Origin of the sequence: Desulfonatronum zhilinae (assembly GCF_900182865.1) — a bacterium.
Taxonomy (GTDB): Bacteria; Desulfobacterota; Desulfovibrionia; order Desulfovibrionales; family Desulfonatronaceae; genus Desulfonatronum; species Desulfonatronum lacustre.
Genome location: NZ_FXUJ01000004.1, coordinates 145,973 through 161,107, shown reverse-complemented (window position 1 = coordinate 161,107; position 15,135 = coordinate 145,973). Strand labels below are relative to the sequence as shown.

The window sequence follows — 15,135 nt, the reverse complement described above, 5'->3', positions numbered from 1 at the left end:
CGCATGCCATGAAACAATTCCGTCATCTGCAAAACGTGGCCACCTTGGCCTATGATCAGGAAAAGTGCGTGGGATGCGGCCTCTGCGTCGCAGTCTGCCCGCACCGCGTCTTTACGCTGAAAAACGACAAAGCCCACGTCCAGGACCGCGAAGCCTGCATGGAGTGCGGGGCCTGCGCCCTGAACTGCCCCACCGAAGCCATGAGCGTGACGCCCGGCGTCGGCTGCGCCGCCTACATCATCCAGACATGGCTTCCGAAGAGCAGCGCTCCTCAATGCTGTTAAAACGCCGCGACACGCGGCCTCTTCTTCCGAAACAGCCGTGACTCATCCCTCTGAAACCAAAACCCTCTATCCCTGACGACGAGAAAATGCCCCCCGCACCCCACCACCCCACAGCCGACGTGGCCCTCCTGACCGAGAGCCGCTACGCATACAATGACGCGGCCCCGGACGACTGGTATCTGCGCAACATCCTGCGTGACGACGAGTTGCTGCAAAACGCCCTCGCGGCACTCGGACTTTCCTCGGTCCGCCTGGACTGGGCCGCTTCGGACGTGGATTGGTCGGCTTTTCGCTGCGCCGTCTTCCGGACCACTTGGGACTACTTTGATCGGATAGTCGAATTCAGTGCATGGTTGCGCCGCATCCAAACCCAGACCCGGCTGTGCAACGCCCCGGAAACCATCTGGTGGAACCTGGACAAACACTATCTCGCGGACTTGCAGGCCCGAGGCGTTCCGGTGGTCCCGTTCCGGCTTCTCGAACCCGACGCCCCCCAGAGTCTGCGCGAATTGCTCGAAGTCGCCGGATGGGAGGAGGCCGTGCTCAAACCCTGCGTTTCCGGCGGCGCCCGCCACACCTACCGGGTCCATCGCGACGACGCCGACGCGCTTCAGGAGCAGGTCCGTCCGCTCCTCGTCGCCGAGGCCTTCCTGCTCCAGCCGTTCATCCACGACGTGATCCAAACCGGGGAGGACACGGTGATGGTCGTCAACGGCCGCGTCACCCACGCCGTGCGCAAGGTTCCCAAGGCCGGAGACTTCCGGGTCCAGGACGACCACGGCGGCACGGTCCACCACCTCGAACCGACACGAGAGCACGTGGAACTGGCCCAACGCGCCATGGCCGCCTGCGAACCGGCCCCGAGCTACGGACGAGTGGACATGGTCCGGGACGAACACGGAAAGCTGGCGGTCATGGAACTGGAACTCATCGAACCCGAACTTTGGCTGCGCGAACACCTTCCAGCTGCAGAGGAATTCGCCCAAGCTATCGCCCAGGTCGTTGCCGACCCGCTTTTGAAAACACGCCGTAACGACAGAGAGAGCCCAGTCGTATGAATGAACAAGACCTTGAAACCATCGAGCGGATCATGTCCGAAATTGAGTGTCCAAAAGAATTCCGATGCAAGCAGCAAGATTTCGAAGATCTCTGCGAAGCCCGAGATTTCGGGCTGGACGGCTATATCAAGTGCCGTGAGGATACTCCCCTGGATTGCGCGTTCGCCCTGTCCTTCGGGCACGACTACTTCTGCCGCTGCCCACTGCGTGTTTTCCTGGCCAAGAAACTCAAGAAATAATCAATAGTTGCCAACAGCTTTGAAATCAGATAAGAGCGTCTCCGTTCCGTTGCCCCTGGAGGATCCTTGAGAAAAGCCTTGCATCGCAAGGCCACCTGGTTTTCTCCCTATCATGGCAAAACTAAGGGTTTCGACCGCAAGGCCGAAACCCTTTTTGTTTGTTTCCACGGCCCTTGCCCGTTTTCGTTCAACCGTTCATACGGAATCCATCACCATCATGTCTGTCCGCCTCGCTCCCAAAAAGACCCAGTCCCTTTTGCCCACGGACATTCTGTTCCAGTCCGACTACTGGGCCCACGTCAAATCCCGCCTGGGATGCAGGCCCGTGGCTTTCGACATCCTTGCCCCGGAGCCGACTTCCAACCCGGCCCAAGACAATCGCGGCGACGTCCTGGTCCTGCTCCAGCCCGTGGGTCGGGATAGCCTGGGAGCCTTCGTGCCCCAGGGGCCGGAGCACGCTCCGCCCGGGGATCATCGTGGCCAGTACCTCGAAGAACTTTCCGAAGCGCTGATCCGCCATCTGGACCCTTCCGTGGCCTTCATCCGTTACGACCTGCCCTGGGAGTCCCGGTACGCCGGGGAAATGCACGCCAAAAGCTGGAGCGCCTTTCCGGAACCGCGCATCCGTGAAATGCGCATGAACATCGGCACCAGGCACTGGAACCTGCGCAAGGCGGAAATGGACATGACCGTGGCCAGTTCCCTGGTCGTGGACATCAGTCGTCCGGAAGAGGAGATTCTGGCCGGGATGAAGGCGAAGACCCGCTACAATATCGGGCTGGCCCGGCGCAAGGGCGTCGTCGTAACCCCGGCCTCCATGGACAAGCTGCCCTCATTTTATGACCTGTACCGCCAGACCGCCAAACGTAACGGCTTTCCCTCCTGCGATTATCGCCACTTCGCGGCTCTGTTCCAGGCCCACGCCCAAAAATCCAACACTTCGGAGTTGCATTTCCTGTTGGCCGGGCATGAAAGCGACCTGCTGGCCGGAGCGATCGTCGCTCTTTCCGGGAGCAACGCCGTTTTCCTGCACGGTGCCTCCTCCACGGCCAACAGAACGTTCATGGGTTCCTACGCCCTGCACTGGGCCGCCATGCGGCTGGCCAGAAGCCGGGGTTGCACCCGCTACGATATGGGAGCGGTCTCGCCCGGGGCCGCGCCGGACCATCCTTTTTACGGACTGTTCCGCTTCAAGACCGGATTCGGCGGGACCATCGAACTGCGTAGCGGCTCCTGGGACTATCCTCTGAACGAAGATGTCTACAACGCGTATCGCAACGCGGACGCGCTCTCCCGGGACAACGGCCTGTAACCGCCTGGCTCCATTCACGCACTCTTCCCTCCATCACGAAAAAATGCCCGCGCCCTGGAACGGATACCGTTCCAGGGCGCGGGCATTTTTACCGCATGGACCACGACAAGTTATGTCGCCGTTTCCGGTGAAATCCAGCCGGCGAAATTGCTCGTCAAAAACGTTTCGCGGAGACCAAGTCCCATCATAAGACCAACGCCGCGTAAATATCCATCACTCCAAACAACGCGAAAAGGCCGATGCCGATTATCCATGCTTCGACGGAGAGAGCGAATTTTCTGAAAATGAACATGGCGGGAAACCTCTTGGAATGGATTCTAAATCAGAGCCTCATGCCTTCTCTTCTTTTCCCTGCCTTTGGCCACGCCGTCAAGTCCTGGCTTCGTTGCTTTCGTTCCCGCAACCAGGGTTCGGAATTGTGAACGCGATCCGAGCCCGTGACATTCGCCTTGTCCCTGGGTAGTTTTTTGGGAAAGGAGCGTGATCGCAAACCAAGGAGGACGGCATGACCAAGACGCCGGAAGCCGGCTATCTCCAACTCCACGCCGCCGGAGAACTGTGCGCCCGTGCCGCCGAGGCGGTGGAGGCGCTACGGGACTGCGCCATGTGTCCCAGGCAGTGCCGGGTGAACCGGCTCGAAGGGGAATCGGGCTTTTGCCGGATCGGTCGCTGGGCCAAGGTTGCCAGCTACAGCCCGCACTTTGGGGAGGAAGAGCCGTTGGTGGGCAGCGGTGGGTCCGGAACGATCTTTTTCGCCCAGTGCAACCTAGCCTGCGTGTTTTGCCAGAACCACGACATCAGCCACCACGGGGAGAACGCTCCGGAGGCGACTCCGGAACAGCTGGCCGCCGTCATGCTGGAATTGCAGGCTCAAGGCGTCCACAACATCAATTTCGTCACCCCATCCCACATCGTGCCCCAGATCCTCGAAGCCCTGGTCATTGCCGCGGACCAGGGGCTGCGTTTGCCCCTGGTCTACAATTCCAGCGGATACGACAGCCTGGAGACGTTGCGCCGACTTGACGGCGTGGTGGACATTTACATGCCCGACGCCAAATTCTTTGCCCCGGAAGCCGCCGCCCGGTACTGCCGGGCCGAGGACTACCCGGGACGGGCCCGGGAAGCCACCAAAGAAATGCACCGCCAAGTGGGCGACCTGGAGCTGGACGATCGGGGCGTCGCCGTCCGCGGCCTGCTTGTCCGGCATCTGATAATGCCGGAAGATCTGGCCGGAACCGCACAGTGGATGGAATTCCTGGCCCGGAAAATCTCCCAGAACACCTACGTGAACATCATGGACCAATACCGACCGTGCGGGAACGCGAACGCATTCCCGGAACTGAGCTGTCCGCTCACCGGCGAGGAGTTCGCCCAGGCTCTGAATGCCGCGGCCCAAGCCGGGATCACCCGTCTGGATCAGCGTCAAGCGAGCTTGGCCGAGCGTCTTTGGCGAGCCCTGGTGTAAACGCGCCCGCCGCGCCTACCTGTCCCAGCCTTGCGAGTTAGGTCGCTTGGCCCGAAACGGACGAACCGTGGCCGGTCGCTTGCGCATGGGGCGTTGGTCGTCGTCGGCTCGTCCGCCATCGGAGACTTCCTTGGCCTCGACCCGTTGCCCCCGGATCTGGTTTCCGTCCATCACCCGGACCACGTCCTTGGCGAATTCCGTGGGCACTTCCACGAAGCAGCGGTTGTCCTGCATCACGATCTTGCCGATCTGCCTGCCCGAGAGACCGGTTTCTCCGGCAATGGCCCCGACCACGTCCCGCACTTCCACCTGTTGATTGCGGCCGACATTGAGCATCAGCCGGGTCATGCCCTGTTGCGGTCCGCTCTCCCGAAAGCGAGGGCCACTAGGGCGATCCCGGTCCCGATCCCGGTCTCCGGGCCGACCGCGGGACTGCTCGTTGAACAGCAGCGCGTCATTCTGCTCTTCCCTGGGCGGGCCCATGAGCATCTTCAGCATGGCCGCGGCCATATCCAGGGAAGAGACCTGTTCGTTCTCCAAAAAGTGCTCCACCACTCGAACCTGATTTTCCAGACCACCCTGAACCATACTCTCCCGGATCCCGCTGAGGAACTTTTCTGTTTTGGCCTGCTCCACGTCGCCCACGCTGGGCACGCTGCGCTGGACCATCTTGGCCTTGGTGAACCGCTGGATGTCCCGCAGCTTGTAGAATTCCCGGCCCGAGGCAAAGGTGAAGGCCCGTCCGGTTCGCCCGGCCCGGCCCGTGCGTCCGATACGGTGCACATAGTACTCCACGTCGCTGGGAATATCGAAATTGAAGACCGCCTCCACATCATCCACGTCGATGCCCCGGGCGGCCACGTCCGTGGCCACCAGAATCTCCACATTGCCGGAGCGAAACTTGCCCATCACCCGGTCGCGCTGGACTTGGTTCATGTCCCCGTGCAGCCCCTCGGACATGTACCCTCGGGCCTGGAGGTGCTCCACGATCTGGTCCACGCTCCGCTTGGTGTTGGAAAAAACGATGCTCAGCTTGGGGTTGAACACGTCGATGATCCGGCACATGGCCTCCAGCCGCGAGCCACGGGGCACCTCGTAGAAAAACTGCTCGACGTTCGGCACGGTGAGCACCTTCTGGGACACCTTGGCCAGCAGCCGGTCCGTCTGGTACGTGTCCGCCAGGCGCAGAATCTCAGGAGGCATGGTCGCGGAGAAGAGCACGGTCTGTCGATTGGTGGGCGCGGCCTGGAGAATCTTCTCGATGTCCTCGCGAAACCCCATGTCCAGCATCTCGTCCGCCTCGTCCAGGACCGCGACCCGAATCTTGTCCAGCTTGATGGTCCCGCGATCCATGTGGTCCATGACCCGGCCCGGGGTTCCGATGATCACCTGCGCCCCCTGGCGCAGCACTCGGATCTGCCGGTCGATGGGTTGCCCGCCGTAAACCGGAAGCACGGTGATTCCCTTGCGGAATTTGGCCAGAGTATTCAGCTCCTCGGCCACCTGGATGGCCAATTCTCGGGTCGGACAGAGCACGATGGCCTGGATGTCCCGGCTTGCGGGGTCGACCTTTTCCAGGACCGGAATGCCGAAGGCCACGGTTTTCCCCGTTCCGGTCTGGGCCTGGCCGATGACGTCCCGGCCCTGCATCAGCATGGGAATGGCCAGGGACTGGATGGGCGACGGCTCCTCAAAACCCATTTCCTGAATGGCCTTCAGTGTTTCCTCGGATAGATTCAGTTCTTCAAAGCGTTCAATTGTCATGGTCAGGATTCCTTTTGGGTTCTTGGCTTGGGAGCCGTGGTCGCTATGACTTGAGATGTTACAAAAAAAAATGGTCACGGGATCATTGATCCGTTTTGATGCCGTCCGGGCTTTCCAAATCCTCGTAGGCCTCGGGGACGAATCGAGGGGTGCACACGACCAGAAAAAGCAGGTCTGAAATCCCGGGATTGCTGATGCGTTGAGAAACGTCTGGGGGAATCAGGACCACGTCTCCAGGCGTCACGGTTCCGGCAGGCCGCCCATCGATTTCCACCAGGCCCTGGCCTTCGAGAATGATGTACCGCTCCATGATGCCGCGCAGACGGTGCAAGCGGGTCGTGACGCCGGGCAGGACGCGGGCCCTGGCCACGGACACGTCTGCGTCCTGTACGGAGTTCCACCATTCGCTGATGAAACAGCGCTCCTCGAAAAAGTATTCGTCCATCATGGAGCCTCGGTGCGTCAAGGGCGTTCTCGTCGTCATTCTTCCTCCGTCATCCTCTTCAACAAACCACGGGTAACGGTGTTTCCAGGACAATGGCCCGTTGCGAAACCTCCGCCCGCCAAGCCAACGCCTCCACGCCCTGGGCCAACACCCGGCGCAAGGTCCGACCATAAACCGGATCAATGGCGTCCGCCGGGGACAGCTTTCGCGCGTCCCCGCGCTGAACGCAGAAAAAAATCACGGCCCGGTGTCCCTTGGCGACCAGTTCGGCCAGAGCTTCCAGATGCCGGGACGCCCTGACGCTCACGGCGTCCGGAAAGATCGCGGCCTTCTGTTCGTCCACCGCGGTGACGTTCTTGACCTCCACGTAGCAAGAGCGACCCTCGGCGTTTTCCAGAAGCATGTCGATCCGTCCGTGTTCCACCACGACCTCCCGGCGCACGGGGCGATATCCGGCCAGTTCAGGCGCCTTTGCCGCGGCCAGGGCCTCCCAGACCAAGCCGTTGCTCCGTCCGGTATGGATGCCCACCAGCATGCCGGACTCGGACTCGGTCAGCTCCCAGGTCCAGGGATACTTGCGCTTGGGATTCTCCGCCCGGCTCAACCAGACCCGGCTGCCCGGACTCGAACACCCGAGCATGGACCCGGTGTTCGGGGTGTGCGCCGTGACCACGTCGCCGCTCTCCAGGCGGACATCCGCCAGGAAGCGCTTATAGCGCCGGATCAGAACACCAGTGATCAAAGGCTCGGGGAGCAACATTTCGATAATCTCGGCACTTCGCGTTCCGTAGAGGCAGGTCCGTGACCTGCCCCTACTCGACGAACCGCAACCTCAGACGAAACCGTTCCTGTTCGCCGGAGAGCAGTCGCAGAGGACGACAGAAATAAAACGCCGAGCCCTGAGGGGTGCGCTCGAAGCCGCTTTCGGACTTGGTCACGGCCCACAGCGGAACATGGCGCAACGTGGCCTCCGGGCTGACCTCCACCAGAAACCGGCCCTGGGAATAGGGACAGGCAAAGGTCACGTCCGCGAGAGCAGCGAAACTCCAGGACTGTTCGAGGTCTTTCTCTTCTTCCTCGCCGCCATTGCCATGAGATCGTCCGGTACACCGCGAAGTCAGGCCCAAGGCCAGCTCGGTGACCCAGATCGCGTTTCGGACATCCCCCCCGCATGCCGTGATCCGGTAATCCACCTCCACCCGATCCGTGAACAACCGAAAGGACTTCTCCACATCCAGCCATCGCGAAGTTTTTCCCAAAGGCTTCTCGGAAGGCACCCCAAAAAACTTCTCGGAAGACTTTTCAGTAAAAGCCATCCGGCCCGCAAACGCCGCCTCCATCCCCTCCTTCAGTTCCCGAACCTCCCAGGTCATGGCCGTTTGCCAGGAGCTGGCTAAGGGCTGGAAGCGTCCGTGGGTCAGATCATCAAGACTGGTCTCGTCCGGCAGGAGATAATCCGCGAAGGGCATATGGTCGAACCGGTCATAGTCCAGGAATCGTTCCAGCCCCGGCTCCTTGGCCCGCACTTCCGCGGAGTGGATATGGAAGAACTCCTTCCATTGCGGATGGTCCGGCGTGATCACCTCGCCTTTTTCCGCGGCTTCCCGCAGGGCCTGATGATACGGTTCGGGATGGCGGGCAAAGGCCGTGGCCAGATTCAGGCGCTTGGGCAGGTAGTCCAGTTCCTTGGCCGCGGCCCCGTTGGCCGGGCTCAGAAAGAGCTGCCAGGGACCGAACCGCGCATGCAGTTCCTCACGTCCGTCCACGTCCACGTCCCGAACGGACCAGTGGGGAGATGGCCACAGGCCGGACTCTTCCTGGGCCGCCAGGAGATTGGCGGCATTGGTTTGACGCAGATGGGTCAGGTAGACCCCGCCGAAGACCCCGTGCCAGTAGGCGCAGTTGCACTGGCTGGCCCAAACCCGCTTGCGACCCGACTCCACGGCTGCGTCCCCGCCCCGTTCCACGGCTAGCCCGTCCAGGGCCCGGGAAAGATCCTGCCCTCGCTTCTGCAGCCAGTTCACTTCTGGATATTTGACCAGAAAGTTGCGCCAGAACCCGCCGGACAGAAACCGGGAAATATCCTGGGTCTCGCAGGCCCGGCGATAGGTCCCCAGGGTCGCGGCCTCCTGGGTGGGCATGGCCCAGTCCATCATTTCCAGATAAGAGGCCGTGGGCAGGTAGACCCGGCCCTGGTCCGCGTGACGCTCCATGTACTCGGTCGGAGTGACCGTCTTGATCCAGTCCCGCCGCTCCAGCAACCCGTCGAAAAAGCGGCGCATGTAGCCCTGTTCCCAGCAATGCTCGTGGGTTCTGGGCCACAGTCCGAATCGCTCGGCGTCGTCCCCCAGACAGGCCAGCGGGGCTATGCCGACGTCCCGGCCCAAGGCGGCCAAATCGCCCAGCATGGCCCAGACCGCGTCCAGAGGCTGCCAGGGAATCAATCGGCGCAGCGGCTTGAGGTTGACCAACAGGCGCAAGGGATGGCCGCAGTCCTCGGTCAGCCAGGTTCCGAGCAGGCATCGCACTCCGGCCCGATGCAGATGGTTGTCGTCCACCAGACTGTAGCGGAGGCCCAAGGGCGCCAGCCAGGACGGCAGGTGCGGCTCCCAGACCCGTTCGGTCAGCCAAAGCCCGGTGGGCGTGACGGACCAGAAGTCTTCCATGGCCCGGATGTGCATCCGCACCTGCCCCTGGGCGTCCTCGGGCCGAAGCATGGGCAGCACGGGCTCGTAATACCCGCCGGCCAGAATCTCCACCTGCCCGCGGCGTACCAGTCGGCCCACCTGTTCATGCACCGCGGGCCGATGCTCCAGCAGCCAGTCCAACAAACAACCGGAAAAGTGCAGCCCGACCCGGATATCCGGATAGTCCCACAGGTGCTCCAACAGCGGCTTGTAGGCCAAATCGTAGGCATTGGCGAAAACATGGTCGAAATTGCCCACGGGCTGATGAAAATGCAGCACCAGGGAGAAATAAACCGGACTCCGCGACATGTATGTTCCTCTCGAAATACTTAAAAAAATGCGGTAACTACTCAGCACAGAGTAATTCTGTTGCCGGGGTCGGTATCGGGATCGGGATCGGGATCGAAAACGCTGGGATGCGTTCTAAATCTTCCTGTTTCGATTCCGACTCCGATAGCGAAGCGCCGACCCCGATACCGATTGCCGGAGCAAGAGCGGACAAAAAATGTACTGAGTAGTTACAAAATGCGTAGCTATGCAACCTGAATCTGAATCCTGAACCCACCCCTCAAAACGGGAGATCCGAAGCCGGAGTTTCGCGCTCCTGAAACGTGGTTTTGTAGGTCAATCCGGCCAGCGGCAGGCGATTGGCCGGAACTTGACGTAGGCGCAGGCCGAGGCCGAGGACGCGGCGAAGTTGAGCGCGCAGGGTCTCCAGGGTCGCCCCGGGCAGTGGGCCGTCCTCGGGATGGCCCAGGACCAGTTCCACCTGGTCACCCAGCCCGTGCACCGTCTGAATCACCAGCCGAAAATCCGGGGACTGGGGGGCGACTTCCCGGATCACCTGCTCCACCACCCCGGGATGGACCCGGATGCCGCGAACCGAAACAGCGTCGTCGCTGCGCCGGAAAACCGGGGACAGCCGGGCCGAGGTTCTGCCGCAGGGACAGGCCGCCAAATGCAGCCTACTGATGTCCCCGGTCCGGAAACGGATCAGCGGATAGCCCTGGGTGGTCAGGCTGGTCACCACCACCTCGCCTTCCTCGCCGGGGGCGCGTGGCCGGCCGGTTTCCGGGTCCACGATCTCCACGTAAAAATGGTCCTCGGCCAGATGCATGCCGCTTTGCTGGACGCATTCCGCGGCCAGGGCTGGCTCGACCATTTCCGCCACGCCGTAGACCGAATACGCCCGTAGCCCCAGGCCGCGCTCCAGCAGCCCGCGCACCTGGGGTTGCAGCGCCTCCGGCCCGAACAGGCCCACCCGCAGATGCAGCCCGGAGCCGCTTTCCCCTTGGCCTGAGCCTTCAGCCGATGTCCGGCTTTCCACATCTTGAAGCGTCTTGATCAGGCTCAGGGCAAAGGCCGGGGTGCCGGCCAGCACGGTGGAGCGGAAGTCCCGCATCATCTTGATTTGCAAGGCCCCGGACACCGTGGCCGCCGGGGTAAGCACCGCACCCAGGGATTCCGCGCCCTGATTGAAGGTGAAGGCTCCGGGAAACTGGCTGTAGTGAAAGGCCACCTGGATGATGTCCGTGCGCCCCGCTCCGGCCGCGGTCATGGCCCGGCACATCAGCTCGGTCCACATCCGCAGGTCCTGCCGCGTATAGCCCACCACGATGGGTTCGACGCTGGAAGCGGCCAGCCGCAACTGGACCACGTTGCGCAGCGGCACGGCGAACAGGCCGTAGGGATAGGCCCGGATCAGGTCGTCCCGGGTCGTGAACGGAAGCCCGGCCAGGTCGCTCACGTCCCGGACATCCTCGGGCAGCAGCCCGATCTCCCGAAATTTTTTGGCGTAAAAATCCACGTTGCGGACAACCAGATTGAGGGTCATCTGCAAGCGTTCCAACTGGATCTGCCCCAGGCTCTCCCGATCCATGCATTCCGCTTGCGGATTCCAGATGGCGTGCTCCATGATCAGCGCTCCCATTTTGCCTTGTAGTCCCGGCCCAGGTACGCCCGGCGAAAATCATCGTTGCCCTGCAGTTCCTCGGACGTGCCGCTGAGCAGCATCCTTCCGGCCTGCAGGACGTAGGCCCGGTCGCTGATGCGCATGGCCGCCAGGGCGTTCTGCTCCACCAGCAGGATGGTCAGGCCTTCAGTCCGCAGATCCCGCAAGGTCCGGAAAATCTCCTTGATCACCAGGGGCGCCAGCCCCAGGGACGGTTCGTCCAAAATCAGCAGCCGGGGCTTGGCCATCAGGGCCCGGGCAATGGCCAGCATTTGCTGCTCGCCGCCGCTCAAGGTGCCGGCCTTCTGTTCCAGACGCTGCCCCAGAACCGGAAACAGTTCCAGCAATCTGGAACGATTAGCCCGAATCTCCGCCTGGGCCGCCCGGCGCAGGGCGAAGGCTCCCAGATCCAGATTCTCCCGCACGGTCATGGACGGAAACAGCTCCCGGGCTTCCGGAACCTGGACCAGTCCAGCGGCCACGATCCGGTGGGGCGGCAGGGTCGACAGATCAACGTCCTCGAACCGCAGTTCGCCGGAAAAGGGCCGGATCAACCCGCTGACCACCTGCAACAGGGTGCTTTTCCCCGCCCCGTTGGCCCCCACCAGGCAAACCGTCTCGCCCTGGGCCACGTGCAGACTGACCCCGTGCAGCACGGCGATCCCGGCATATCCGGCGCTCACATTGCGAATACGCAGCATGTTCCCCTACTCCCCTCTACTCCCCAAGGTAGGCCGCGATCACGTCCGGATCAGCCTGAATCTCTCGCGGCGGCCCCTGGGCCAGCAACCGGCCATGATGCAGCACCAGGACATGATCCGTATGGGTCATAACCATATCCATGTCGTGCTCCACCATGACCATACTCAGCCCCCGGCCGCGCAGATCGTGCAGCAGCTCGGCCATGGCTTCCCGTTCGGCCATGGTCAGTCCGCCCATGGGCTCGTCCAGAAGCAGCAATCGAGGCTCGCCCACCACGGCCCTGGCCAGCTCCAGAAGCTTGCGCTGCCACAAGGACAGCTCGCTCACCGGCCGGTCCCAAACGTCGGCCAAATCGTAGCGTTCCAGCACGGCCAAGCCCGTCTCCCGCAAGGCCCGCTCCTCCCGCCGACTGCCAGGGCTGCCCAGTAAATGGCCAAACAATCCAACCTGACCGCGACAATGCAGCCCCAGGAGTAGGTTGTCCAGAACGTGCATCTCCAGCACGAGTTGCACGGCTTGAAACGTCCGGGCCAACCCCAGCGCGGCCCGTTGATGCACGCCCAACCCGTCCAAAGGCCGCCCGCCCAGAACCACCTCCCCGCGCTGAGCCGCGTACAGCCCGCAGATCACGTTCAAAAGCGACGTCTTCCCAGCCCCATTAGGCCCGATCAACGCCGTCCACAACCCCGAGGACACGCCCACGGTAATGTTCGAAAGCGCCTGTAAGCCGCCGAAACGCAGGGAGATGTCGCGCAGGGAGAGGAGAAAGGATTCGTTGGCGCTCATGGAACTCTATCTTGATATAGTAGTGCTGAGATATAGATCAAGACGTATTCCCTGTGGACACCGTATCATTTTCTTCACCATCACGCATTTCACGCATCCATCCATCTGTAGAGCCTGACATTCCGAACTTCTTGCCATACCCAAGAAATTCTACTGGATCTTCATATATATTGGATTGTTTTGGATAGACAGAAAAAAAATGATTTTCAATGGCCTTCAAAATTTCAGCATCATAGTAAATCATGCCGCATTTCAAACATATCTCAGCAGGGGTATTCGAGAAAAACTTACATCTCCACTTATGGGAATACAAATAGTCAACATAATCTTTTTTGACTACCAGGCAACGAAAAAAATGCTTTTTATTTCTTTTCATTCTTTGCATCTCTAATTATAAAATATGATATGCGGATAAATTATTTTGGAAAAATTCTTACAACTACTTCACATATAGTGAAAGTATTTTTTTATACAAAGAGACATAATTTTTTGCCATTCGTGAACTTGTAAAATTTTTAAGAACATGCGATCGGCAATCACTAGGCACAATTCTATCTATATTATAAATATGTTCAATGGATTCTAAAATTCTATCGGCTAGAAACCCAGTCTTCCCATGCACGATAACTTCAGGCAGCGCTCCATTCTGTGTGCCAAGGACAGGTGTTCCACTGATCATAGCTTCGATGCTAACAAGGCCAAAAGGTTCTGGCCAAAGTGTAGGGAAAAGCAAAGCTTTTGCATCTGCTAGCAATTCAGCCTTTTCCTTACCTCCAACAGGACCAATGTATTGAATTTTTGTAGTCAAACGTGAGCGAAGCTCTTTTTTGTAGAAATCCGGATCAAGAAAATCGCCAGCAATTACAAGCTCAATTCCCGTCTTATTTACAATATCCAGGGCAGGATAAAGTCCTTTTACGTTCCAATCAACTTTACCCAAGAAAAGAAAATAATTCTGCTTCTTATCACGAAAAATGTACTCACCCGGTTCGAGGCCGTTATAAACAAAAGGATTATTCGGCAAACCGCAGACATTGCGGTGCGAATCACTGACAAAACTTGTCAGTTGATCGAATTCATCAGGAGAAGCATAAACCTCTCTTCCAGTATAATGAAACGGATAGCCGTGTACTGTTTTTAACGTCGGCCAAGGAATGGTTTTTCCGAAAGCAAAGTGGATATGGACAATATCAGTATCTTTCGGAATCAATGACAATATTTCTGGTGGATTGGAATTGATATTTCCAGAAGGAAGATCATATTCCAGGAGAGAATACACATGCTGATGAGATGAGCCTTTTGGAGCGACAAGAGTAACACGATTGCCTGCCTTGCTGAGGGCGGTCGCCAACCAAGAAATGACTCTTTCAGTTCCTCCATAAAACTTACGGGGAATTGTTCCAGGCGAAACAATACAAATATTCATAATTATCTCCGAGTCCTCCGGGTGCCATGAACTACTTTCCCCATTGCTGCGCTCACCGCCGGCAAGAGTCCCTTGGGGCAAAACATCAGGACAAGCATCAGGATCAGGCCGTGGAGCAGGATCATCAGGTCGGGCCAGGCGTGGAGCCATTCCGGGAGCAGGAGCAGGAAGGCCGCGCCGAAGATGCCGCCCCAAAGGTTGCCCAGGCCGCCCAGGGCGGTCATGGTCACCAGTTGGAGAGAGACGAACATGTCGAAGCTGTGCGGACTGATGAACTGGAAATAGTGGGCGTACAGGGCTCCTGCAAGGGCGGTGAGCAGGGCCGCGGCCACGAACAGGCCGACCTTGTAGCGGGTCACCGGCACGCCCAGCGAAGCCGGCAGCAGATCGCCCTGGTGTAGGCTGCGCAAGGCCCGGCCCGGGCGGGTGCGCAGAAAGTTGGCGCACAGCCAGAGCACCAGGAGCAGCACGGCCCAGACCAGATAGAAGAAATTGCGGTCGTCGCTGAGGTTCAATCCGGCCAGTTCCATGCCGGGAATGCCGAACAGCCCGGAAGTGCCTCCGGTCACGGCTTCCCACTGGATGCAAACGATCGTAAAAATGATGTTGAAGCCCAGGGTGGCCATGACCAGATAATGGCCTTCCAGTTTGAGCGTGGGCACGGCCAAAACCAGGGCCACGAGGCAGGCGACGGCCACGGCGACGAGCATGGCCGCTCCCACCGGGAGCCCGAAATGGACGCTGAGAACGCCCGAACCGTACGCCCCCAGACCGAAGAAAGCGGCCTGGCCCAGGGAAACCTGCCCGGCCATGCCGATGAGCAGGTTCAGGCCGGTCACGGCCAGGGCGAAAATCCCGATCAGGCTGCCCAAAGAGAGCAAATAGGTGTCCGTGACCACCCAGGGCGTAACCAGCACGGCCACCGCCAGGGCCGCATACGGCGTCCAGGACGCCAACCGCGCCCTGCCTCCCTCTCGACGCCCCCTCTCGTTCCTGTTCATCCGCAATGTCCTGGT

General features: G+C 60.1%; 15 protein-coding genes. 5 read left to right on the top strand and 10 right to left on the bottom strand.

The features are described 5' to 3' along the window. Positions 1–8 precede the first annotated feature (8 nt). The 5 genes from hgcB (at position 9) to AC559A_RS05620 (ending at position 4,358) form a co-directional block, all read left to right on the top strand. Positions 9–284 (top strand): mercury methylation ferredoxin HgcB, encoded by a 276-nt coding sequence (hgcB, locus tag AC559A_RS05640; protein ID WP_028570972.1) that lies wholly within the window; start codon positions 9–11, stop codon positions 282–284. 86 nt (positions 285–370) lie between these two features. Next, positions 371–1,342 (top strand): ATP-grasp domain-containing protein, encoded by a 972-nt coding sequence (locus tag AC559A_RS05635; protein ID WP_498816708.1) that lies wholly within the window; start codon positions 371–373, stop codon positions 1,340–1,342. Then, positions 1,339–1,581 carry a hypothetical protein gene (locus AC559A_RS05630; RefSeq protein ID WP_028570970.1) on the top strand — a complete coding sequence of 81 codons (243 nt, stop codon included), beginning with the start codon at positions 1,339–1,341 and terminating at the stop codon, positions 1,579–1,581. Before AC559A_RS05635 ends, AC559A_RS05630 begins: the two co-directional genes overlap by 4 nt. Positions 1,582–1,798: 217 nt before the next feature. Next, positions 1,799–2,893: a lipid II:glycine glycyltransferase FemX gene (locus AC559A_RS05625; protein ID WP_498816706.1), complete on the top strand. Its 1,095-nt coding sequence runs from the start codon at positions 1,799–1,801 to the stop codon at positions 2,891–2,893. 505 nt (positions 2,894–3,398) lie between these two features. Next, on the top strand, positions 3,399–4,358 hold the full coding sequence (locus tag AC559A_RS05620) for a radical SAM protein (RefSeq protein WP_498816705.1): 960 nt from the start codon (positions 3,399–3,401) through the stop codon (positions 4,356–4,358). A 15-nt stretch (positions 4,359–4,373) separates the two neighbouring features. On the opposite strand, the gene AC559A_RS05615 is transcribed toward AC559A_RS05620, so the two are convergent. The 10 genes from AC559A_RS05615 to AC559A_RS05570 all read right to left on the bottom strand — a co-directional run bounded on the left by AC559A_RS05615 (position 4,374) and on the right by AC559A_RS05570 (position 15,120). Next, on the bottom strand, positions 4,374–6,122 hold the full coding sequence (locus AC559A_RS05615) for a DEAD/DEAH box helicase (protein WP_498816704.1): 1,749 nt from the start codon (positions 6,120–6,122) through the stop codon (positions 4,374–4,376). A gap of 82 nt (positions 6,123–6,204) precedes the next feature. After that, on the bottom strand, positions 6,205–6,606 hold the full coding sequence (locus AC559A_RS05610; protein WP_051434251.1) for a cupin domain-containing protein: 402 nt from the start codon (positions 6,604–6,606) through the stop codon (positions 6,205–6,207). A 19-nt stretch (positions 6,607–6,625) separates the two neighbouring features. Continuing rightward, positions 6,626–7,327, bottom strand: coding sequence for a DNA/RNA nuclease SfsA (sfsA, locus tag AC559A_RS05605; protein WP_498816703.1), 702 nt, complete (start codon positions 7,325–7,327; stop codon positions 6,626–6,628). A gap of 52 nt (positions 7,328–7,379) precedes the next feature. Further along, a complete protein-coding gene (locus AC559A_RS05600) occupies positions 7,380–9,563 on the bottom strand; it encodes an alpha-amylase/4-alpha-glucanotransferase domain-containing protein (RefSeq protein WP_498816701.1) in 2,184 nt (727 codons plus the stop codon). A gap of 259 nt (positions 9,564–9,822) precedes the next feature. Next, entirely contained in the window at positions 9,823–11,169 is a 1,347-nt protein-coding gene (locus AC559A_RS05595; protein ID WP_498816700.1) for a phenylacetate--CoA ligase family protein, read from the bottom strand. Between the two features lie 2 nt (positions 11,170–11,171). Next, positions 11,172–11,906, bottom strand: a complete 735-nt coding sequence (locus AC559A_RS05590) for an ABC transporter ATP-binding protein (RefSeq protein ID WP_498816699.1) — start codon at positions 11,904–11,906, stop codon at positions 11,172–11,174. A gap of 16 nt (positions 11,907–11,922) precedes the next feature. Further along, positions 11,923–12,693, bottom strand: a complete 771-nt coding sequence (locus AC559A_RS05585; protein WP_498816697.1) for an ABC transporter ATP-binding protein — start codon at positions 12,691–12,693, stop codon at positions 11,923–11,925. A gap of 37 nt (positions 12,694–12,730) precedes the next feature. After that, on the bottom strand, positions 12,731–13,069 hold the full coding sequence (locus tag AC559A_RS05580; RefSeq protein ID WP_498816696.1) for a YgiT-type zinc finger protein: 339 nt from the start codon (positions 13,067–13,069) through the stop codon (positions 12,731–12,733). Positions 13,070–13,132: 63 nt separating this feature from the next. Next, complete coding sequence (locus AC559A_RS05575; protein ID WP_498816694.1) at positions 13,133–14,119, bottom strand: glycosyltransferase family 4 protein; 987 nt, start codon at positions 14,117–14,119, stop codon at positions 13,133–13,135. A 2-nt stretch (positions 14,120–14,121) separates the two neighbouring features. Further along, entirely contained in the window at positions 14,122–15,120 is a 999-nt protein-coding gene (locus tag AC559A_RS05570) for a branched-chain amino acid ABC transporter permease (protein ID WP_498816693.1), read from the bottom strand. Positions 15,121–15,135: the final 15 nt, after the last annotated feature.